Origin of the sequence: Bacillus sp. RK1064 (genome assembly GCF_051488405.1) — a bacterium.
Lineage (GTDB): Bacteria > Bacillota > Bacilli > Bacillales > Bacillaceae > Bacillus.
The window spans coordinates 1,086,560-1,104,681 of sequence record NZ_JBPSCZ010000001.1 but is presented as its reverse complement, the minus strand read 5'-3'; the positions used below and the strand labels follow the sequence as shown (position 1 = coordinate 1,104,681).

Here is an 18,122-nt window from a genome sequence, read left to right as displayed (position 1 = left end):
ATACATTTGGCGATAACGGAGAGTCAAAAACAACGTTTGAACGAGTCTATGCCTATTGCGAATGAATTGAAACTGGGTGACATTATCCAAAACCTTCAATCTTCTGAAGGCGGGTCATTAGTTATTGAGGATGGAGCAATTAAAAATAGGCATATTGGAGATGGGGCCGTAAACTCTCGAACCATAGGAAAAGGCAGCGTTTTTCTCGATAATCTTAATACGGAAGTCAAGTCGATTTTAGATGATTATCGAAGTCGTTTGGAGGCGTTAGAGGGAAAGGGGTCTAGCTAATGGCACTTTATAAAGCGGCACCTTTTTATATGATTGGAAGTTCCCAAAAGATTGTTTTTGATCACAATGGGACATATGAGACGGACGACTCGGACGAGATCAAGTTGTTAGATGAATTATGTCCGAAGTGGGTTACTTGTATAAAACCGGAGGATAAACCGAAGCCGGCGCCAGCTAAAAAGCCCGCCAAGAAATCCTCCGCAAAATAACAGGAGGTGGGGCGATTGGCGGCTACGGTCGAAGGTGCAAACGAATATATCAATACGTTTTTAGTAGATACCGAGGATTGGATCGATGCAGATGAAGCGAAGAAGAACCGGCTAATAAACCGGGCTTCTTCGACTTTGTCGCGTGTTTTTCCTACGTACGTTATACCCGACAAAGCAGTTTACGAGTTTGTTAACGTTCTAGCCATCGCGTACAACGACACGAACCGGCTGAACAAGCACGGTATTTCTTCGTACTCAATTACTGGCGTCGCTGCGTTTAACTACAAAGATACGCTTCGTAGCGAAGACGAGGACCTTATCCCGCGCGAGTCAATCAGCGCCATCGAAGACGAAAACGGCGTCCAAATCGGAGGCAAACGCATCAGAAGGACGGTGCTGTAAATGGCGATATTTCCTATGCGCCAAACTATTACGGTGAAGCGCCTATCTGCTGAGCGAGACGTTTGGGGAAACCCGATAAACGAAGCCGAAGAGTTAACGCTAAAATGCCGAATCGACGAAGGCTCTACCGCGGTCAAGTCGCGCAACAACGGCGTCACTAAGTCCGAGGAAACAGTCGCATCGGCTCGTATTCTATTAGATCGCCTAGCTGACGTACGTTATACCGACCTTATCTCTTTCACGAATGAACTCGGAGAAACGATGGAAAAGAGACCGAAGGAAATCAACGTTAAGAGACATATCGGCGGTAAAGCGATTCTGACGGAGGTGCTTCTATGAGTTTTACGTTTGATGCGAGTAACTTTATCAGCGGAATCATCGCCGCCAGTCGAGGCGCTCTTGAAGGCGCAGCACAGGCGCTTGGGGACTCGGGTGATGACCTCGCAAGGGTTGCGCAGAATATCGCGCCGATCGACAAAGGTACGTTGAGGCAAAGCGTTAAGAAAAAGTTTAAATTGACGGCAGGAAAAGCGTCGGTTGACGTTTCATTCAGAGCGGTCGAGGACGGCTTTAACTACGCAATTTGGACGCACGAAATGGATTACAAACTCGGACCTACGTCGGCAGGCGCTGGCGGAATTGACGGCTATGAGGTCGGAAACAAATACCTTGAAAGGCCATTACGAGGAAACGCGGATAAGTACGTTCGTTGGATTGCGGATGGTGCACGTGGAGGGCTGACCTAATGCGTATAGTCGAATTAATTAACTTCATCAAGGCGAGAGTCGACGGTAACTATTACGCAAATAAGTTTTCAATAGACGGTGAGGGAGCGGAAATATCGGTCAAGTTAACGGGAGGCTTCCCGACGTCTAAGTACACCGGACTTAAGCGGCCGTCTTTCCAAATACTCGTTCGTGGCGAATCAAGGGACGGTGCGGGGGCGGAAGACAAGGCATTTGAACTATACGATGCGCTTACGAATTTGTCCGAGGTTCAGGTCGGCGAAAGCTCAATCGTACAGATACGATGCAATAACTCGGCGCCGTTGTATTTAGGAGACGACGAATCCGACCGACCAATATATTCATTAAATTTCGATTGCGTAGAGCGTCCTTAGGGGCGCTTTTTATTTTGCGCAAATATAAAAGGAGGAAAACGAATGGCAGCAGGAAAAAGAGGTATCGACGTGCCTATCGGTCCAGCAATCGTTGAATACGGCGAAGGCGCCGAAATGGTGACATACGAGATCACCAAGGGTGGTATTGTATTTAAAGCTGAAACATCGATTAAAGATGTTACGGTAGATCAGTTCGGTGAAACTCCCGTCAAATCGACTACTCAAGGCGGTAATGCAGAAGTAGAAGTACCGTTTGCCTTACACGACTTAGAGAGACTAGCCGCAGCAATGCCTAATAGCAAATTAATCAAGGACAGCTCAGATCCGACAAAAATGAAATTAATGGTATCAGGAGAAGCTGGCTATGACATGCTATCGGCAGCCAAAAAATTGGTCATCAAGCCAACGGCGCCAGGGACAACACCAAATGATTACATCACAGTCCCCCTTGCCGGAGCTGTCAGTAATCCGGAATATACGTACAACTCAGACGATGAGCGAATTGCTAATCTAACGTTCAAAGCGTATCCGGACACGGACAATGACGGTCTTTTATATATCATGGGTGACGAATCAGCAGAATAACAACGGAAGGCATCGCTTAGCAGCGGTGTCTTTTTATTTTGAAAGGAGGTTACGCAATGAGCTTATTTGGTATCGGTGGTACGAAAAAGGTATCAAACGAACTTACACTCGGCGACAAAACGGTTCAAGTACCGAAGCTAACGCCGGTCAAATGGAAGGAACTATTCGAGGTAGTTGATCGCTTGCCGCATTTATTCTTTACGGTTTTAAGCACGAACGGTCAAGACGATTTTGCAGCGACCCTAGTTGCGGCGATTAATCTAGCGATGGATGAAGTCGTAAAGGTTGTCTCGGTCCTTTCCGGACTAGATAAAGACTACGTACATGAAAACGTCGGTGCCGACGAAATTGTCGAGTTTTTAATCGCGGTCGTCGAAAAGAACCGTCTGCAATCCCTAGCAAAAAACCTGAAAAGCCTTCTTCCGAAAGCCGCACAGTAAAGCAAGCGGATGAAGGCGAGTACACAATCGATGACTACTTAATAGATGCGTCGGTATTGCTTGGCGTCACACAGCGGCAGATTGAAAACGATTATTACATGGTCGATATTCCGAAAATCTTACGCTCCAAAACGAAGGCTAGTGCGATCGATCGTTTGTCGATGATTTCGCTACTTGTCGGGTCTGAAGGGCGCGCCATGGAAGACCGAGAGTATCAACGTCTTGTGAAGGACTTACGCAAACAGGCCGGCTATGTGGATCGCGAAGAATTTGACCGTGAAAAGTTCGAGCAATTGCGGAACTTCTTTAAATAACGGAGGAAAGGAGGAAATCTATTGACGGGTGTATCAGTAGGCGAAATCACAGCGACGCTGACGCTACAATCGAACCAATTCACGGCCGGCGTAGCGCAAGCCCAAGCGCAGATGCAGCAGATGGGCAATTCGGCAAAGTCGTTAAGCTCGCAAATGGGTCTCGTTCAAAAAGCGGCTTTAGCGGTCGGAGGCGCAGTCGTGGTCGGCATCGGGGCATCAGCAAAAGCGGCGGCAACGTTCGAGCAGCAAATGAGCGCCGTCAAAGCGGTATCGGGCGCAACAGCCGGAGAAATGAAGACGTTGACCGATCTCGCAATCAAGCTAGGCGAATCGACGTCTTTTAGTGCGACCGAAACGGCGCAGGCAACCGAGGAGCTCGTAAAGGCCGGCGTAACGACGAAGGATATCATAAACGGAGGCCTAGCGGGCGCACTCGATCTAGCAGCGGCGGGCAACTTAAATCTTGCGGATGCGGCCGAAATCGCCAGTACGGCACTTAACGCGTTCAAGGCCGACAGCTTATCGGTATCTGAAGCGGCTGACATTCTCGCAGGCGCAGCCAACGCCTCAGCGACGGACGTAGGCGAAATGAAGTTCGGCTTGGCACAGGTATCGGCGGTCGCGTCCGGAATCGGAATGTCGTTTAAGGATACGGCGACGGCACTTGCCGTTTTCGCACAGAACGGGATCAAAGGATCGGATGCGGGTACGTCCCTTAAAACGATGTTATCGCGACTAGAACCGCAGACGAAGCAGCAACGAGAAGAAATGATGGACCTTGGCCTTATAACGGCTGATGGGACGAATAAGTTCTTCGACCAAGCCGGCTCTTTAAAAGACTTGGCGTCTATTTCCGGTCTTCTACAGAACGCATTTAAAGGCCTAACGGATCAGCAACGGCAGTCTTCGCTTCAAACGCTATTCGGTTCGGATGCGGTGCGTGCTGGAACGGTCTTCTATAAAGAAGGCGCAAAAGGCGTTGAGGATATGGCGGCGGCCATGTCGAAAGTAACTGCGGCTGAAGTATCTAAAGTAAAGCTCGACAACTTTCTCGGATCAGTCGAAGAACTAAGCGGCGCAGTTGAAACGCTCGGCATTAAGCTCGGAAACGAGTTCTTACCGCACCTACGGAAGATAGTCGACATCGGAGCCGATTTAGTGCGGGCATTCAGTTCGATAAATCCTAGCGTAGTAGCGACCGGTCTTGCGATGGCAGGAACGTCGGCCGCGATCGCTCTTACGGCTTCGTCCGCGATCAAACTCGGCTTCGCATTACGTGGGCTATTCGCGGCGATGGGGCCGGCAGGCTGGATCATAACGGGCCTTTCGGTGCTTGGCGGCTTGTTAGTCGGCGTCAATGCGGGTTATAAAGCGATGAATACGGTCAGCCTAGAAGCGGCAAACGCGAAGCAAAAGGAAGTCGACGGAATCAACAAAACGATCAAAGAATACGACGGCCTACAGGCGAAAATGAAGCTGACGAACGATGAATTACTGCGCTACTTAGACAACAAGGACGCTCTGGCTAACGAGAAAGATTCGGCTGCGATTAAAAAGCTAAACGCGGAGCAAGATGGCTTACGTAAAAGTTCGGGGCTTACGAATGAGGAGTTCGACCGGTTCCTGCAACTGAACGATCAGATCATCAAGAAGTCACCGGAAACAGAAGCGGCTTTCTCAGCGCAAGGTAATGCGATCGCGAAAAACACTGAGGCGATGAAACGTCTAAGTGCGGAGAAAGCGGAAGAATTGCGCTTGGAGCTCGAAAAGCAAAAGACGCTCGCGGAACGGAACATGGACGGTCAACTACAGAAAGAAAAGCAGCTTAAACAAGAGATAAACGGCATCACGGAACAGCGAGCAGGGAAAGAGCAGGCGGTCGCAAACCAATTAGCTGTTGTAGAGAGCATTGAACAGAAAATAGCACAAGCCAAACAGAACGGTGATAAAGCAACTGCAAATATGCTCGAAGTAAATCTCGCACAAGAGAAACGTATTTTAGAAGCAAAGCAAACCGAGCTAGTTAAGAGCACCGAGTCTTTGCAGAAAAAACGCGCCAGCCTTGCGGAAACTCAAAAGGAGCTTTCGAAACTCGATCAAGTAAATCAGAAAATGATTCAATTAGAGCTTCGACAGGTCGGTCTTACTGCGAAAAAAGGGCAAGGCGTCGCAGTCATAGACAGAGAGATAAGTAAACTTCGAGATGCGCGGGCAAACCTAATCAACAATACGACCGAAGCAGACAAGAAGACGGCAGAATACCGAGAGTCATTAGCCGCAATTGAAAGCGAACTGTCGCAGCTAGAACGTACGAAGAACAAGGTTATTGAAATCACCGGTCAAGCATCGGTTATGAACGCGGAATTGAGTAAGGACCTTAGTAAGCGTATAACGGTTATCACAACGGACGTCACACGTAAAACGGAGCGAGCTGTCAGCCGTGGCCGAGGAAACGAAGGAACGTACCACGTCGGAGGCATCGTCGGCAAACCGGCCGGCAAGCTACATTCAGGCGGCCTTGCGTCCAAGTTCGGCAAACCGATGAGCCGTGAAGTGGATATCCGTGCGTTAAGGAACGAAATGGTATTGACAGAAGCGCAACAAGCGAATCTATTCCGCATGATCGACGCGGGGCATACGGCTCGGGTTGCGTCAGCAGGCGGCTACAGCCCGCAAATGCAGTCGGACCTATTAGCGATCAGAAATGCGATCGAAGCGAGCAAAGGTGCGACTGTCATCATGGATTCGGAAGTGATAGGAAGACTGGTCGAACCGCACGTTAGTAGACGGCAGATGGACGAAATAGATCGAAGCAGTTATTAGGGAGGAGGTGAGCGGTTGAGCAACGCTAGCTTTATTAAGGCAATAGCGCCAGACGCGCAGAAAATATACCGGAATTACAACATACTCGCGTCGCTTGTAATTGCGCAGGGGTGCTTGGAGTCCGGCTACGGTAATTCGGGCTTGGCTACGAAAGGGAAAAACCTATTCGGCGTCAAAGGGTCGTACAAAGGCGCCTCCATTCGGATGCTTACGTGGGAGGTTTATAACGGGCGGAACGTTCAGGTCTACGCCGACTTTCGTAAGTATCCGTCATGGTACGAGTCGATGCAAGACCTCGCGAAGCTATACATTAACGGAACGAGCTGGGACCCGAATCATTACAAAGCGGTCGTCGGGCAGACGAACTATCGTAAAGCAACGAAGGCGCTCGTAAGTGCGGGATATGCGACGGACCCAGCGTACGCGACGAAACTGAACAACATTATCGCGACGCATAACCTAACGAAGTACGATACGAAGAAGACAACGGATACGAGTACCGACGTTGATAAGCCCGCGCAACCGAAGCCGGAGCCGACCGTGGTTGATATTGACGAAAACTTTAATGAAGATGCGTTCTCGCCGGATATTGTTTTCGGGCGATCTTCAGCGATTCCACGTTCGGATGCTAACTTCCGTATTCAGTATCGCAATGGAACGATTATCGACATGGCGCGAGACCTATCTGTTTTAGTACGTAGTCTAGTCATATCTGCGCCGGCTCCGAATATCACCTACGAAAACATACCGGGGAAAAACGGTTCTTATCGTACAGGCAAGGATTTCGGAAATCGCCGGATCACAGCCGAATGTACAATGTATGCCGAAGACGCGGCCGACTTCTACTTGCTGCGCGATGAAATATATAACGCACTTTATAAGGAAGACGAATTTTATCTAGTTGCGGAAGGCAATCCGAAAAAACGTTGGCGAGTCGAACTGAGCGATAGTTTTGATCCGGAAAGAAGCGGAAGCGTAGCCGATTTTACGCTGTCGTTCGAAAGCGCATCTCCTTACTGCGAATCGGTCGGAACGACGCAGGACCCGTTTACTTTTGACGCGAGTCTTTGGCAGTTCGGCGAAAATCTAGAAGATACGATCCCGGTCTATAAACATAAGACAAAGAGCTTCCGTATTTACAATGCGGGGGCTATTCGTATTGATCCGTTAGAATTACCGTTCGTCATTTCGTATAAAGGCGCCTCATCTAAGTTAAAGATCACGAACAAAACTACGGGCGATGCGTGGCAATATACCGGAGATTCGACGGCTAAAGAGACGATCGTATTGGATGGGGTCAAGGCGCGTAAAGATGGCGTAAGTATTTTCGGAGATACCAACCGGCAGACAATCCGACTAGAGCCGGGATGGAACGAATTTGTGTTGTCGGGAACGAGCGGATCATTCGAAATCAAATTCGATTTCCGATTCTATTATTTCTAGGAGGTGGCGCGATGGAGCTACTTATAAAAACGGTAAGAGGCGAAGTCGAGGCGCTTACTGACTACGACTGTACGGTACGAGAAACGGCTGAGAATGAGAAATCGCTTGACGTGTCGGTTTTGAGTACGAGAAACAACGATCACTCATTCGGGTTGATCGAGAACGAAAACATCTTCGTTTGCGACGGAGAGGAATACGTCATCAAGAAGACGCGTCCAGTCACGGCAAATAAAACGATAAAGATCGAAGCATCAGGCGTCTATAAGCCGTTAATCGACCTCGCTGACAATTACGTTTATAGCAAATCCGGCAAGAAAAAGAAGATGACTATTGACGACATGGTTGCGATCGCCCTCGAAGGGTCCGGCTATTCATACGACATATCACCGGAAGGCCTTGACGCTACGTTTGAGCTCGAAGATTTCGGCGATGGTTTCTCTAACGATTTATTGCGAGATATCCTCGATAAATACAAAGCGGAATATACCATCGAGGGGAAAAAGGTAGTCATTGCGAAGGAATTGGCTCGCGACACCGATTATCAGATTCGGCATAAGTTCAATGCCCGCGACGAATCCGTTGAGATCGATACGAGTTCGTTAAAGACGTACATCCGCGGTTATGGAAAACAGAACGACAAGACGAAGGCATACGCGGTCGAGCTTGAGTACACGAGCCCGTTAGCGGAAATCTACGGAATCAAGCACGCCGCACCTATACGCGACGATGCTTACACCGATAAAAACGCAGATGAACTCGAGCTTCGACTGCAAGAAGAACTAACGGATACGATCGAGCTATCTTTGACGCTGACATATACGGAGCTACGACATTTCGGCGTCCAAGACATCCGCAAAGGCGACTACGTATGGTGCATGATCGATCCGTTCGGAATCAATAAGCGAATTAAGGTTGTCGGTGTTGAGCGTTATTCTGATCCGAATAAGTCGCCGGTTTACACATTCGGAAAGCTGAAACGCGATATTAAGACGGACATGAAAAACTTTCGGAAGACTGAGAAGCGCGTATCCAAGTTGTTCGATGCGTCCGGAAAAGTAAAAGGGCCATCGGTAGGTTCCGGTATACGTATCGGAAGCGACGCAAACTTTGACGACGGATATGACCCGACAACTATACCGAAGTATGGACCAGCGACGGCGGTTTCCGACGGCTTGATGACGTCGAGCGATTTTCAGAAGCTACAAAGCATCATAGTTGGGCCGGATGGTAAGCCGCAAGTAGACATGGCTAGCTCATCAAAGGCCGGATTATTGTCCTCGGCTGATTTTATAAAAGTTTCGAAGATCATCGTCAGTTCTTCCGGCGCAAATGTGGACCTTAATAAACTTGTATCGGATTTATCGGCGCTTACTGCGAGAGTGGCCGCGCTAGAATCAAAATAAAGGAGGCACTAAATGGCTAACGTATTTTTAAAGCGAATCGCATCGGCGTGGGATCGCATTGCTCGTAATAACTTGAACGATAACTTCGATAGTATCGAGCAAGGCTTTACGAAGGCGGCCGCCGAGCTAAACGCCCATAAAAACGCATCGCCCGCACACAAGTCCGAGCAAATACAGCACGGGCTTTTTACGGCTGCTAATCGCCTGGATAACTTGAACGCTCGCTTTGCGAATCTAGTCGTTAACCACGACGGTGAAGACGTCAAAGAAGTCGTCGATCTACGGGTAGCACTCGATGCATCCACGCATCCTACGGCGAAAGATAGATTCGACTATGACTTCGCGAAGCTGATGAAGAAAATCGAAGACATGGCCGTATTTGTTTCGTTGCGTCCGTACTTAGAGAAATACGGAAACTTCGATGACGCAATGCAGGCGGCACTGGACCTTTCGAAGTCAACGCCCATTACGCTTGTGGTTCCGCCAGGTAACTACACGCAAACGCGAACGCTACGTATCTTCAGAAACACGAGACTTATCGTTCAGGGTGGCGCAGTTATCAAAAGAAACTTCGTCGGGTCAATGTTGGTCAACGGACTTGAAACGGATAATTTCAGCGGCTATAACGGGCACGGAAACATCGTAATCGAGGGCGGAGGCACCTTCGACAGCAACGGCGCAGTAATCAAACAACAATGTTCCGTGTTCGGGTTTGCGCACTCTGACGGAATTATCATCCGTGATATTACCGTATTAGATGTATGTGGAGGGCACGCTTTTGACTGTGCAGGCAACCAAAACGTACTGATCGAGAACGTAAAATTCAAAGGCTACGCTGACTACGTGGGCGACCGATGGTTCTCGGCGGCCATTCAGATAGACTTAATGCGTTCATCCGCAAACTTCGGCGCCTTTGGAGCGTACGATCAAACTGTCACGAGAAATATCATTATCCGCGGCAACTATTTCGGGCGTTCAAGTAAGCTCGGCGGATGGGCACGTGCGGTCGATTCGCACACGAGTACGGACGGCGTTTGGTATTCGGTTATTCGCATTTTAGACAACGTAATCGAGGACACGACGGAATACGCTATCAGCGGCAACAAATGGTATGACACGAGGATCAGCGGCAACAAGATAAACAACTGCGCTTCCGGTATTCGTATTCTTCTGCCGAGAGTCACGACGCAATATACGCAGGATGCAAACGGCAATCCTACGGGGCGCGTCAATAAAACGAAGCACCATGTTATCACGGAAAACACGATCACCAACATTACGAAGAATCATGCGATACAGGTCTACGGACGGAAGGATTATCAGACGATCGACGACGTAGTTATTTCCGGCAACGTAATTGACGGAGTTGTTGCGCGTCATGGTATTCACATCTCCGACGTTTACAACTATACGATCGCAAATAACGTAGTCGATAACGTAGGACATCACGGTATTCTTATAACACGAAGCACGTACGGTTCTGCAACGGCTAATACTTTGCGGGACGTCAAAGGAAACGGAATCCGTATCGAGGAAGGGCGCTGTAATAACGTTACTGTCGCAAATAACGTGTTAAAGAACGTCGGCTTTTCCGGAATCTCTGTATCAGGAGACTCACGGAGAGTACGCGTCTTTTTTAATACGCTTGTAGATGTCGGAACGAGGGCGACCGAAAGCGACGGTTATGACGGAATCATTTTCTTATCCGGCGTAGCCCGATCTATGTGCGCATTTAACGATATAACCGGTCTAGGAATGCGTCACGGTATTTATCTGACGAATACATGCTCGCAAATTTCATCGTACGGCAACTACGTAAAAGGCGCGGGCTTTGACGACAGCTATAACGACAACAGCATCGACCCGATCACTTCGACTGCGAACGTTATTTAAAGGGAGGAAAACGGATGTTAGCAAAAGATGGCGCTTTGTCATTCGACGTCAATGCGCAAACAAAGCGGCCTATCAATGCCGCCATACAATTTAGCACGCAGGATATAAAAACGGCGCGCCTGTCCTTTAAGCTCACTAAAGACGGCGTCCCTTTACCGTTATCCGCGGTCGTAGGTAAATTAGTCCTTTCGATGGCAGACGGAAGCCGTTTTGTACGAGCGATCACACTAGTAAATAAGCCGGAAGGACTTGCCGAATACGTTTTAACAGCGGACGAGATTCGTCATTATGGAAACGTAAAAGCCGAACTGATTCTTTACTACACAAACGGCCAGGCGCTTTCGGTTCATAAATTCGGCTTTAATATCGAGCAGTCACTTATCGATCAGAATATCGTCCCAGTTGCGGAATATTACATCGACGACTTTGAAACTTTACGGGGTCAAATTAACGATCTTTATGACGACGTAGTAGCAACTGTTGCGGAAATTGAAGCAAAATTCGAAGACTTGGACAACGTAGAAACAAAGGTCGGCGCGCAAGAAAAAGTAGATGCTCACGCAAATAATGCGGATGTCCATGTCACGCCGCAGAAGAAAGCGGAATGGGACGCTAAAGAGACGACGACCGGCGCCCAGGCGAAAGTGACCGCACACGCAAATGATTCAGTAAAACACGTAACTAACGAAGAACGGTCGGTGTGGAATTCGAAGGAAACTACGTCCGGGGCACAGTTAAAATCGGATGAAGCTCTGCGTCAGGCGAAAGAATATGTTAGCAATTACCAAAAAAGAAGAATCACAGAAGATACTGGCCTTCCGTTAATTTCTCTAAAAGATACTTCCGGAAGTATTTTAGAGTCAATAACCAATAATGGACTAGGTCAGGGGACATTCTACGCAATTGCTAATTCTCGTGATTTACCAAACACTCGATCCTTTAGAGGCATGTACCATATGACTGACGCTTCTAACGGTAAAGCAACATACGGGTGGGTATACGCCACCGATTTTTTAAACAACATATTCACGAATTATCTCAATAACGGTGTATGGAGCGGTTGGCGACGCGTCGTAACGGATGCGGATTCTAATGTCACATGGAAGTACCCGACTCCTGGAAACGGTTGGGTTCAATACGCCGCGACAGATGGATCTACTCATACACTCCGATATACAAAAGATGCGGGCGGGGTGGTTGAAATTCTAGGTTCAATATCCGGAGGTGCTATCGGCGCTAACGTTACCGCATTTACACTTCTTCCTGAGTATTTCCCGGCGCAATCGATGCATTTTATTGGAGTGGCTTCTAGCGTCGGAACGCCTGGTGTGCCGCAATACCACCGAACTTATATCAGTACGGATGGAAGAGTATGTATTCAATCGTGTTCTAATACGGCAAATCCAAATGAATTCATCACGTTTGGCTTCCGTTTCAGAGCGAAGAATTAGGAGGTGCTTTGATGATATGGGTTTATAAATACGACGAAAAGTTTATTTGGATGCCGACGGAAGATATCCTAATAGACCTAGAAAATGGTGAAGAAATTCCGGAAGGATACACGCCAGTTAAACCACAAGGCGGTCTGTTTATCGCGACGTTTGATCCGGAGAAAGAAGAGTGGTTCGAAGGTGCTACACAAGAGTATATCGACAGTCTTTTTCCGGAAGCGGCGCCTACTGAACTCGAACTAGTCCGCCAGCAACAAGCGGAATTGGTTTTCACGTTAATGATGAAGGGAGTGATTTAATGAACTGGTTTGCGATCATCAAGAAGTTTTATGCAGACGGAGATTGGACGAAGGAACAAGTCGCAGCCGCGGTCGTTATGAAGAAAATTACGCCGGAACAATACGAAGAAATCACAGGCGAGCCATACGTAGAAGCGTAGGCTTTTTATTTTGTCCTTAAGGAGGATTTGCGGTGACTCAACCGACTACACACGAACTTAATGAAAAGATCGCGAAGATACAGGTCGACATCGCCACCATCATCGCAACCCAACAACACCAGACACGCATCTTCGAAGAGTTCCGAGAAATGGCGGCTACGGCGCTATCTAGAGCGGACACGGCAGACGATAAAGCGAGCGAAGCACTTCGTATCGCTACGACCGCCCGCGACGATCTACGTGACTATCGGGAACAGGTTAAAGGTGATCGTCGTTGGCTTATCGGAATTGCGGTTCCAGTAATGCTGGCGTTGGTGCCGGTCCTGTTCCGTTATTACTTCTAAATAAAACGAAAAGGGAGACGATTATATGACGATTAAAGTACGTAAAATGCTCGTATCTTCTGCGAAAAATTCAATTAAATGCCCGTATTCAATGAACGCGAAATATATTACGTTTCACAATACGGCAAATGATGCGTCTGCGGAAAATGAAATTAACTACATGCGCAACAACAACGCAACAGTATCTTTCCATTACGCGGTCGACGATAAAGAAGTTATTCAAGGGATCGAAACGAATAGAAACGCATGGCATTGCGGGGATGGTTCTGCTGTGAGTAGCGGAAACAGAACGTCAATCGGCGTCGAGGTTTGCTATTCAGAGTCCGGCGGTGATCGGTATAAAAAGGCGGAAGCACTGGCGATTAAATTCATTGCGCAGCTTCTAAAAGAGCGCGGATGGGGGGTTGATCGCGTCAAAAAGCACGAAGATTGGAGCGGAAAGCATTGTCCGCATCGCGTGTTAGACGAAGGTCGTTGGGGCGCAGTGAAAGCGGCTATCGCGAAAGAGCTAGCAGCACTAAACGGAAGCAAAACGGGCGCAGCGACTAAGCCGGTGAAAGCGCCTAAACCAAAAGCGCCGTCCAAAAAACTTACGGTACCGACCGGCGTGATCCGTCAAGGTGCTCGCGGCACGGCGGTTACGCAACTTCAAAACGCATTGGCTGCCGTATATTTCTACCCGAACAAAGGCGCCAAGAATAACGGAATTGACGGCATTTACGGTCCGAAAACGGCTAACGCAGTCAAGCGATTCCAGTCGACGCAGGCCGGCATCGCAAACGACGGCATCTATGGACCAGCAACACGCGCCAAACTGGTAGCGGCACTTAAGAAAGCGGGGTATAGCGTATGAAGACGAACATTAGCGCAGGAACGGTGACTAGATTTATTTTGCTTGCGTTGGCTCTCGTAAATAGCGGGCTGACGATGTTTGGCGTTCAGACGATTCCGGTAGACGAAGCGGCAGTGTCCGACTTTATTGCGCTGTTATTTCTCGGGGCAACTTCGCTTTTAGCGTACTGGAAAAACAACGATGTGACTAAGAAGGCGCGCGAAAGAAAAGCGTTGGATGAAGTCGGGGAGAAGTAGACGGAACTTTCGGCGGTTGCTTACGTATAAAAACGTAGGTAGCCGTTCTACATAACAATAACGTATAATTAAAAGAAAAAGGTCGTGGTTAAATGAAGCGTGTTAGACTACTTTTTTCTATAGTAATAGCCTTGCTGATAGTTGCGGGGTGTTCGTCGAATACTCAGCCGAGTAGTAAAGACGAAGAGGTCCAAGCGGAAGAAACCAACGCAAATGAAAACTTACGTGAGGACAGCGATCTGTGGGCCTATAGTTCGGAAATTAATGACGAGGATAATATTGACGGGCTGAATATAAAAGTTGATCGAATTCTTATTTCGCCGTCAAGCGCCCATATCGCAATAAAAGGTTCGATCGAAAATATCGGCCATTCTTCCTTCGAAGCCTTTCCGGCATCCGAAACGATTAAGTTAAACACAGGTGAAGAACTCGGTCCGGAAGAATTAATCAAAGTATCGGAAGAAGGTACGCCTAAGCTGAAGAACAAAGGCGATAGGCTCGACTTCTTTTACGCATGGCCTATGTCGAATACGTCACCAAACGAAGTAACTAGCGTTAGTTTATCGTGGAAAATTTACGAAATGTCCGGTAAGGACGTTTCTGACACGTCTTCATTTGCGCGCGAATATACGTTTAATCAATAACGAAAAGCCCCGTCCCTAACCGGATGGGGCGTTTTTTACGTTTAATATATCCGCAAACTTAACGAAATTAGTATCGCCTCGATTATCCTTCACACGAAATTCCTTCCGTTGATGGTCCACGTATACAACGCGGCCACTTACTTCGCGAACAAAGCCGTCATCATATAGTTCGAAATCGAGCGGTATGCCCTCGTTGATGGACGCAGATATTGCGAATTCAAACTCTTCGACTTGTTCTTCGCTTAATGCCGGACGTTCTATCTTCTGCTTCGCGAGGCGTAATTGGCGCAAAGCTTCGTTGTGCTCCGGCAGTATGAACTTCATTTGCCAACGATTCTGATCCTTCCGTTCGTCCCACATCGGCGACACCTCCGGTTGAATTATAACCGAATGTGTGTTCGTTTATCAATCGTTACTTTTATACACTTTATTCATAGCTTCTCTCAATTGTTCGTTAATAGATGGCGCGTCTGTTTCTATTTTTATCAGAAGGTCATTAAGATACTCTTCTATTTGCATCGCGTTGGTGTATAGAGATCCATCACTTCTGTTATTGGTTAACTCATATATCTTGTCGTTTTTTAATTCTTTTAGTTTATTTGTGATCTTCGAAATTTCTCTAGAATAGCGTTGGATCGTGCCATTAGAATTTTCCACGTTTCAACAACTCCCTTTTTCGTTATATGCTTCATCAAGACAGTTTATAAAAATTCTGATTACCCTTCATTTTCAATTATTAACAATTCGGAAATATCGTCTATCTCAAACGTATTGATGATGCGGTCTAAATGATCGACAGAAACCCTCGCTACATGATTACGTGCTAGTTGCGAGATGGCAGCTTGACGTATACCGACCTTCTCCGCAAATTCAACCTGTGTCAAGCCGTACTGTTCCATAAGTTTATCGATGCGCAAAACGACATGTCTCATAAAGGACCTCCGTTGCTTTTTTGTTTATTATACCGCATTGATTCGTTTACGTAAATACGTATAAACGTAATTGTTTTCGTTGACTTATTATACGTATAAGCGTAATATACGTATTAACGAATAAATGTATAGGAGGTATCGATATGCATTACTTAGCGGAACACCAATCGTTCTCATCGACACAAGCCCTAAACACGGCCGTCTACGAACACATCAAACGAAACTCATACGACCTATCCGACACAGCGCGGGCCGCACTTAAACAGATCGCACGTTATGCAGTCAAGTTCGCAGGCGCAGCGCATCTCAAAGCGGAAACTTTAGCCGACCTAATCGGTAAATCCGTCAAGACGGCACGCCGCGTTCTTAATCAATTGGCCGCGCTGAACATCGTCAAGAAGGTCGCAACGACTCGTAAAATCAACGGAGGCAAGGGCGCGAATATCATCGTCATCTTACCGTTAACCGCGAATGACCAGTCGACAATGACCACTCGACCAGCACCGGAAAACGCCGATGCACCAACGGCTGAGACGGCGAAATTCGAAAATGAACCATCGGATTCTATTAATCTTAAAAATCAAAAGCACGTTAAAGATACGGCTGCGGTGCCGGCTGAAGCGCTGAAAAACTCGTTACCAACGGAAATCTACAACGCAATGAGTCGCTACTTTGACGCAGCAGAAATCTATAAATATTACGGCTTGTTATTGCGTGCTAAGGCATCCGTAGACCCTTCGCTAATGATCGAGCATGATCCGGAGCCATTCGTAGATGCGTGGCACAAGACGATACTCAAAGCGAAATTGAACGAAATTAGCCGTTTTGATGACTACGTATATATTGCGTTCCAACGTGCGGCAAGCGAGGCAAAACGTAGGAAAATGCGTGGTAAATTAGAGGCGTTCGAGGCGTTTCTATCTGACGGCGAGTGACCGTTGAGGGGTTTCGCCTATAATTCTTGCAGGATAGCGCTCCTATCGTTTATAATACGTACTATCGAAGTGAATTCGTTTGACTTACCGACTGACTTAACGTCCATATACCAACGTTTGACTTACCGACTGACTAACCGGAGACTTCACGGATACCTTGACAGGGTAGAGGTCGCTGGTTCGAGCCCAGTCGGAATCATCGTTGAAACCCTTGCACAGCAAGGGTTTTTTGTTTTTTTGACAACGAATATTTGTTCTGTTTCTCTTGATTGGGGACGAATTGGGGACGAACTTTATCCACCAGATTTTGTTTCTGAGTATTTTTAGGATTAAAACGATTAAAGTGTTCAACTTACCATCTGGCATCGTTAAAGTGACCGAATTGACAAGGGGCGCTAGAGTAAAAGCCCTACAGGGAGCACTGGCTGCTGTATTTTTTTATCCTGAAAAGGAAGTCAAAAACAATGGGAAAGATGGCTACTTTGGAACAAAACAGAAAATGCGGTCAAACGATTCCAGCTCATGCATGGGCTTAGCGCTGAAGGTATCTATGGTCCGAAGACAAAAGCAGCTCTTCAAAAAGCATCGAAATAAGTAAATCCTGTCCTTTATTGGATATGGGTTTTTTGTGTTTTAATTGGGAAAAGTTGGTTATAAGGGTAGGTAAAACGTGATATGATTGTAAAAAGGAGGTAATATGATGACATTTAAAAGAGCGTTCAATATAGGTTATTTTGTTTTGCTTTTATTTTTTATTGTCGTATATTTCTTGCTTCCAGTCGATCAAATATTTACTGCAATCATCATCCTAACCGTACTATTTGGAGTATATCAATTTGTGATTTTCAAAAAACTAAAAGAACAAAAACAGCAATAAAAGACGCCCTAGTGCATTAGACTGGGGCGATTTTTTTCAACCAGTTCCACACATATACACTTTTCCTGGAGAACTTATTTCGTCCAGTTTTTTATTTTTACGTTTACTGTCTGAGAACATTTTCAAATGGCTCTTTCTTCATAAGTAACAAATGTCAGTGTCTGCACGTGTTCCCCAACGTACGGAGAAGTAACCTGTTTTCATTTTCAATTGGATCATTACTTGAGCAGCAGCAATCCAGCCAACATAAGGAATACGGTTTAAAATTGCTGCTGCAATTACTCCTACAGCTGCCTTTCCCTCTACTGTAACACGGTAATGATCATATTTGGACCACGCCCATTTTCCCTTTTGTTTTTGTGTTGTGAAATTATTATTCGCTAACTGTTCAAGAGAATTACTAACTTTATTCATATGATTTTCTAATACAATGCTATTTGCAATCTTATTTACTTGTTCTTCAATTGCGGCTATTTCGTAAGATTTTA

General features: G+C 47.0%; 26 protein-coding genes and 1 pseudogene. 23 read left to right on the top strand and 4 right to left on the bottom strand.

Going from position 1 to position 18,122, the window contains the following annotated elements:
- Positions 1 to 6: 6 nt before the first annotated feature.
- The 20 genes from ACSSTM_RS05830 to ACSSTM_RS05735 all read left to right on the top strand — a co-directional run bounded on the left by ACSSTM_RS05830 (position 7) and on the right by ACSSTM_RS05735 (position 14,890).
- Positions 7 to 291, top strand: coding sequence for a hypothetical protein (locus tag ACSSTM_RS05830; protein WP_066030316.1), 285 nt, complete (start codon positions 7 to 9; stop codon positions 289 to 291).
- The gene (locus ACSSTM_RS05825) at positions 291 to 500 is read left to right on the top strand and encodes a hypothetical protein (protein ID WP_309415805.1); all 210 of its coding nucleotides are present in this window, start codon (positions 291 to 293) and stop codon (positions 498 to 500) included. The genes ACSSTM_RS05830 and ACSSTM_RS05825 overlap by 1 nt, the downstream gene beginning before the upstream one ends.
- Positions 501 to 515: 15 nt before the next feature.
- Positions 516 to 902 (top strand): hypothetical protein, encoded by a 387-nt coding sequence (locus tag ACSSTM_RS05820; RefSeq protein ID WP_309415804.1) that lies wholly within the window; start codon positions 516 to 518, stop codon positions 900 to 902.
- Positions 903 to 1,241: a hypothetical protein gene (locus tag ACSSTM_RS05815; RefSeq protein ID WP_437404041.1), complete on the top strand. Its 339-nt coding sequence runs from the start codon at positions 903 to 905 to the stop codon at positions 1,239 to 1,241.
- A complete protein-coding gene (locus ACSSTM_RS05810; protein WP_437404040.1) occupies positions 1,238 to 1,648 on the top strand; it encodes a hypothetical protein in 411 nt (136 codons plus the stop codon). Before ACSSTM_RS05815 ends, ACSSTM_RS05810 begins: the two co-directional genes overlap by 4 nt.
- Complete coding sequence (locus ACSSTM_RS05805; protein ID WP_105926449.1) at positions 1,648 to 2,022, top strand: minor capsid protein; 375 nt, start codon at positions 1,648 to 1,650, stop codon at positions 2,020 to 2,022. The genes ACSSTM_RS05810 and ACSSTM_RS05805 overlap by 1 nt, the downstream gene beginning before the upstream one ends.
- Before the next feature lie 42 nt (positions 2,023 to 2,064).
- A complete protein-coding gene (locus tag ACSSTM_RS05800) occupies positions 2,065 to 2,607 on the top strand; it encodes a hypothetical protein (protein WP_437404039.1) in 543 nt (180 codons plus the stop codon).
- 56 nt (positions 2,608 to 2,663) lie between these two features.
- Entirely contained in the window at positions 2,664 to 3,047 is a 384-nt protein-coding gene (locus ACSSTM_RS05795) for a hypothetical protein (protein WP_437404038.1), read from the top strand.
- A 56-nt stretch (positions 3,048 to 3,103) separates the two neighbouring features.
- On the top strand, positions 3,104 to 3,361 hold the full coding sequence (locus ACSSTM_RS05790) for a hypothetical protein (protein ID WP_437404037.1): 258 nt from the start codon (positions 3,104 to 3,106) through the stop codon (positions 3,359 to 3,361).
- 21 nt (positions 3,362 to 3,382) lie between these two features.
- Positions 3,383 to 6,184, top strand: coding sequence for a phage tail tape measure protein (locus ACSSTM_RS05785; RefSeq protein WP_437404036.1), 2,802 nt, complete (start codon positions 3,383 to 3,385; stop codon positions 6,182 to 6,184).
- 15 nt (positions 6,185 to 6,199) lie between these two features.
- Complete coding sequence (locus ACSSTM_RS05780) at positions 6,200 to 7,627, top strand: glucosaminidase domain-containing protein (protein ID WP_437404035.1); 1,428 nt, start codon at positions 6,200 to 6,202, stop codon at positions 7,625 to 7,627.
- An 11-nt stretch (positions 7,628 to 7,638) separates the two neighbouring features.
- Entirely contained in the window at positions 7,639 to 9,030 is a 1,392-nt protein-coding gene (locus ACSSTM_RS05775; protein WP_437404034.1) for a phage tail protein, read from the top strand.
- Positions 9,031 to 9,042: 12 nt separating this feature from the next.
- Positions 9,043 to 10,923, top strand: a complete 1,881-nt coding sequence (locus tag ACSSTM_RS05770; protein WP_437404033.1) for a right-handed parallel beta-helix repeat-containing protein — start codon at positions 9,043 to 9,045, stop codon at positions 10,921 to 10,923.
- A 14-nt stretch (positions 10,924 to 10,937) separates the two neighbouring features.
- Positions 10,938 to 12,374 carry a BppU family phage baseplate upper protein gene (locus ACSSTM_RS05765; protein ID WP_437404032.1) on the top strand — a complete coding sequence of 479 codons (1,437 nt, stop codon included), beginning with the start codon at positions 10,938 to 10,940 and terminating at the stop codon, positions 12,372 to 12,374.
- Between the two features lie 11 nt (positions 12,375 to 12,385).
- Positions 12,386 to 12,673, top strand: a complete 288-nt coding sequence (locus tag ACSSTM_RS05760; RefSeq protein WP_437404031.1) for a hypothetical protein — start codon at positions 12,386 to 12,388, stop codon at positions 12,671 to 12,673.
- Positions 12,673 to 12,813, top strand: coding sequence for an XkdX family protein (locus ACSSTM_RS05755; RefSeq protein WP_074041882.1), 141 nt, complete (start codon positions 12,673 to 12,675; stop codon positions 12,811 to 12,813). The genes ACSSTM_RS05760 and ACSSTM_RS05755 overlap by 1 nt, the downstream gene beginning before the upstream one ends.
- A 32-nt stretch (positions 12,814 to 12,845) precedes the next feature.
- On the top strand, positions 12,846 to 13,157 hold the full coding sequence (locus tag ACSSTM_RS05750; RefSeq protein WP_309415785.1) for a hypothetical protein: 312 nt from the start codon (positions 12,846 to 12,848) through the stop codon (positions 13,155 to 13,157).
- Positions 13,158 to 13,182: 25 nt separating this feature from the next.
- A complete protein-coding gene (locus tag ACSSTM_RS05745; protein ID WP_437404030.1) occupies positions 13,183 to 14,010 on the top strand; it encodes a peptidoglycan recognition protein family protein in 828 nt (275 codons plus the stop codon).
- Complete coding sequence (locus ACSSTM_RS05740) at positions 14,007 to 14,246, top strand: phage holin (protein WP_437404029.1); 240 nt, start codon at positions 14,007 to 14,009, stop codon at positions 14,244 to 14,246. Before ACSSTM_RS05745 ends, ACSSTM_RS05740 begins: the two co-directional genes overlap by 4 nt.
- A gap of 92 nt (positions 14,247 to 14,338) precedes the next feature.
- Positions 14,339 to 14,890: a hypothetical protein gene (locus tag ACSSTM_RS05735; protein ID WP_437404028.1), complete on the top strand. Its 552-nt coding sequence runs from the start codon at positions 14,339 to 14,341 to the stop codon at positions 14,888 to 14,890.
- 15 nt (positions 14,891 to 14,905) lie between these two features.
- On the opposite strand, the gene ACSSTM_RS05730 is transcribed toward ACSSTM_RS05735, so the two are convergent.
- From ACSSTM_RS05730 to ACSSTM_RS05720, 3 genes are read right to left on the bottom strand one after another with little or no spacing between them, the layout of a single operon-like run.
- A complete protein-coding gene (locus tag ACSSTM_RS05730) occupies positions 14,906 to 15,250 on the bottom strand; it encodes a YolD-like family protein (RefSeq protein WP_437404027.1) in 345 nt (114 codons plus the stop codon).
- Positions 15,251 to 15,295: 45 nt separating this feature from the next.
- The gene (locus ACSSTM_RS05725) at positions 15,296 to 15,547 is read right to left on the bottom strand and encodes a hypothetical protein (RefSeq protein ID WP_047204072.1); all 252 of its coding nucleotides are present in this window, start codon (positions 15,545 to 15,547) and stop codon (positions 15,296 to 15,298) included.
- 59 nt (positions 15,548 to 15,606) lie between these two features.
- Positions 15,607 to 15,822, bottom strand: coding sequence for a helix-turn-helix domain-containing protein (locus ACSSTM_RS05720; RefSeq protein ID WP_437404026.1), 216 nt, complete (start codon positions 15,820 to 15,822; stop codon positions 15,607 to 15,609).
- Positions 15,823 to 15,965: 143 nt separating this feature from the next.
- On the opposite strand from ACSSTM_RS05720, the gene ACSSTM_RS05715 reads away from it, so the two are divergent.
- The 3 genes and pseudogenes from ACSSTM_RS05715 (at position 15,966) to ACSSTM_RS05705 (ending at position 17,634) form a co-directional block, all read left to right on the top strand.
- Positions 15,966 to 16,757, top strand: a complete 792-nt coding sequence (locus ACSSTM_RS05715) for a helix-turn-helix domain-containing protein (RefSeq protein ID WP_437404024.1) — start codon at positions 15,966 to 15,968, stop codon at positions 16,755 to 16,757.
- A gap of 346 nt (positions 16,758 to 17,103) precedes the next feature.
- Positions 17,104 to 17,351, top strand: a pseudogene (locus ACSSTM_RS05710) (peptidoglycan-binding domain-containing protein); the annotation flags it as partial.
- A 106-nt stretch (positions 17,352 to 17,457) separates the two neighbouring features.
- On the top strand, positions 17,458 to 17,634 hold the full coding sequence (locus ACSSTM_RS05705; RefSeq protein ID WP_187704447.1) for a hypothetical protein: 177 nt from the start codon (positions 17,458 to 17,460) through the stop codon (positions 17,632 to 17,634).
- A gap of 138 nt (positions 17,635 to 17,772) precedes the next feature.
- On the opposite strand, the gene ACSSTM_RS05700 is transcribed toward ACSSTM_RS05705, so the two are convergent.
- Complete coding sequence (locus ACSSTM_RS05700) at positions 17,773 to 18,048, bottom strand: hypothetical protein (RefSeq protein WP_106037847.1); 276 nt, start codon at positions 18,046 to 18,048, stop codon at positions 17,773 to 17,775.
- Positions 18,049 to 18,122 lie beyond the last annotated feature (74 nt).

Excerpts from the sequence above, each read along its gene's own strand:
- ACSSTM_RS05825 (WP_309415805.1), top strand. The coding sequence starts at position 291 with ATGGCACTTTATAAAGCGGCACCTTTTTATATGATTGGAAGTTCCCAA.
- ACSSTM_RS05815 (WP_437404041.1), top strand. The coding sequence starts at position 903 with ATGGCGATATTTCCTATGCGCCAAACTATTACGGTGAAGCGCCTATCT.
- ACSSTM_RS05810 (WP_437404040.1), top strand. The coding sequence starts at position 1,238 with ATGAGTTTTACGTTTGATGCGAGTAACTTTATCAGCGGAATCATCGCC.
- ACSSTM_RS05805 (WP_105926449.1), top strand. The coding sequence starts at position 1,648 with ATGCGTATAGTCGAATTAATTAACTTCATCAAGGCGAGAGTCGACGGT.
- ACSSTM_RS05800 (WP_437404039.1), top strand. The coding sequence starts at position 2,065 with ATGGCAGCAGGAAAAAGAGGTATCGACGTGCCTATCGGTCCAGCAATC.
- ACSSTM_RS05795 (WP_437404038.1), top strand. The coding sequence starts at position 2,664 with ATGAGCTTATTTGGTATCGGTGGTACGAAAAAGGTATCAAACGAACTT.
- ACSSTM_RS05775 (WP_437404034.1), top strand. The coding sequence starts at position 7,639 with ATGGAGCTACTTATAAAAACGGTAAGAGGCGAAGTCGAGGCGCTTACT.
- ACSSTM_RS05770 (WP_437404033.1), top strand. The coding sequence starts at position 9,043 with ATGGCTAACGTATTTTTAAAGCGAATCGCATCGGCGTGGGATCGCATT.
- ACSSTM_RS05765 (WP_437404032.1), top strand. The coding sequence starts at position 10,938 with ATGTTAGCAAAAGATGGCGCTTTGTCATTCGACGTCAATGCGCAAACA.
- ACSSTM_RS05760 (WP_437404031.1), top strand. The coding sequence starts at position 12,386 with ATGATATGGGTTTATAAATACGACGAAAAGTTTATTTGGATGCCGACG.
- ACSSTM_RS05755 (WP_074041882.1), top strand. The coding sequence starts at position 12,673 with ATGAACTGGTTTGCGATCATCAAGAAGTTTTATGCAGACGGAGATTGG.
- ACSSTM_RS05745 (WP_437404030.1), top strand. The coding sequence starts at position 13,183 with ATGACGATTAAAGTACGTAAAATGCTCGTATCTTCTGCGAAAAATTCA.
- ACSSTM_RS05740 (WP_437404029.1), top strand. The coding sequence starts at position 14,007 with ATGAAGACGAACATTAGCGCAGGAACGGTGACTAGATTTATTTTGCTT.
- ACSSTM_RS05735 (WP_437404028.1), top strand. The coding sequence starts at position 14,339 with ATGAAGCGTGTTAGACTACTTTTTTCTATAGTAATAGCCTTGCTGATA.
- ACSSTM_RS05730 (WP_437404027.1), bottom strand. The coding sequence starts at position 15,250 with ATGTGGGACGAACGGAAGGATCAGAATCGTTGGCAAATGAAGTTCATA.
- ACSSTM_RS05720 (WP_437404026.1), bottom strand. The coding sequence starts at position 15,822 with ATGAGACATGTCGTTTTGCGCATCGATAAACTTATGGAACAGTACGGC.
- ACSSTM_RS05715 (WP_437404024.1), top strand. The coding sequence starts at position 15,966 with ATGCATTACTTAGCGGAACACCAATCGTTCTCATCGACACAAGCCCTA.
- ACSSTM_RS05705 (WP_187704447.1), top strand. The coding sequence starts at position 17,458 with ATGACATTTAAAAGAGCGTTCAATATAGGTTATTTTGTTTTGCTTTTA.
- ACSSTM_RS05700 (WP_106037847.1), bottom strand. The coding sequence starts at position 18,048 with ATGAATAAAGTTAGTAATTCTCTTGAACAGTTAGCGAATAATAATTTC.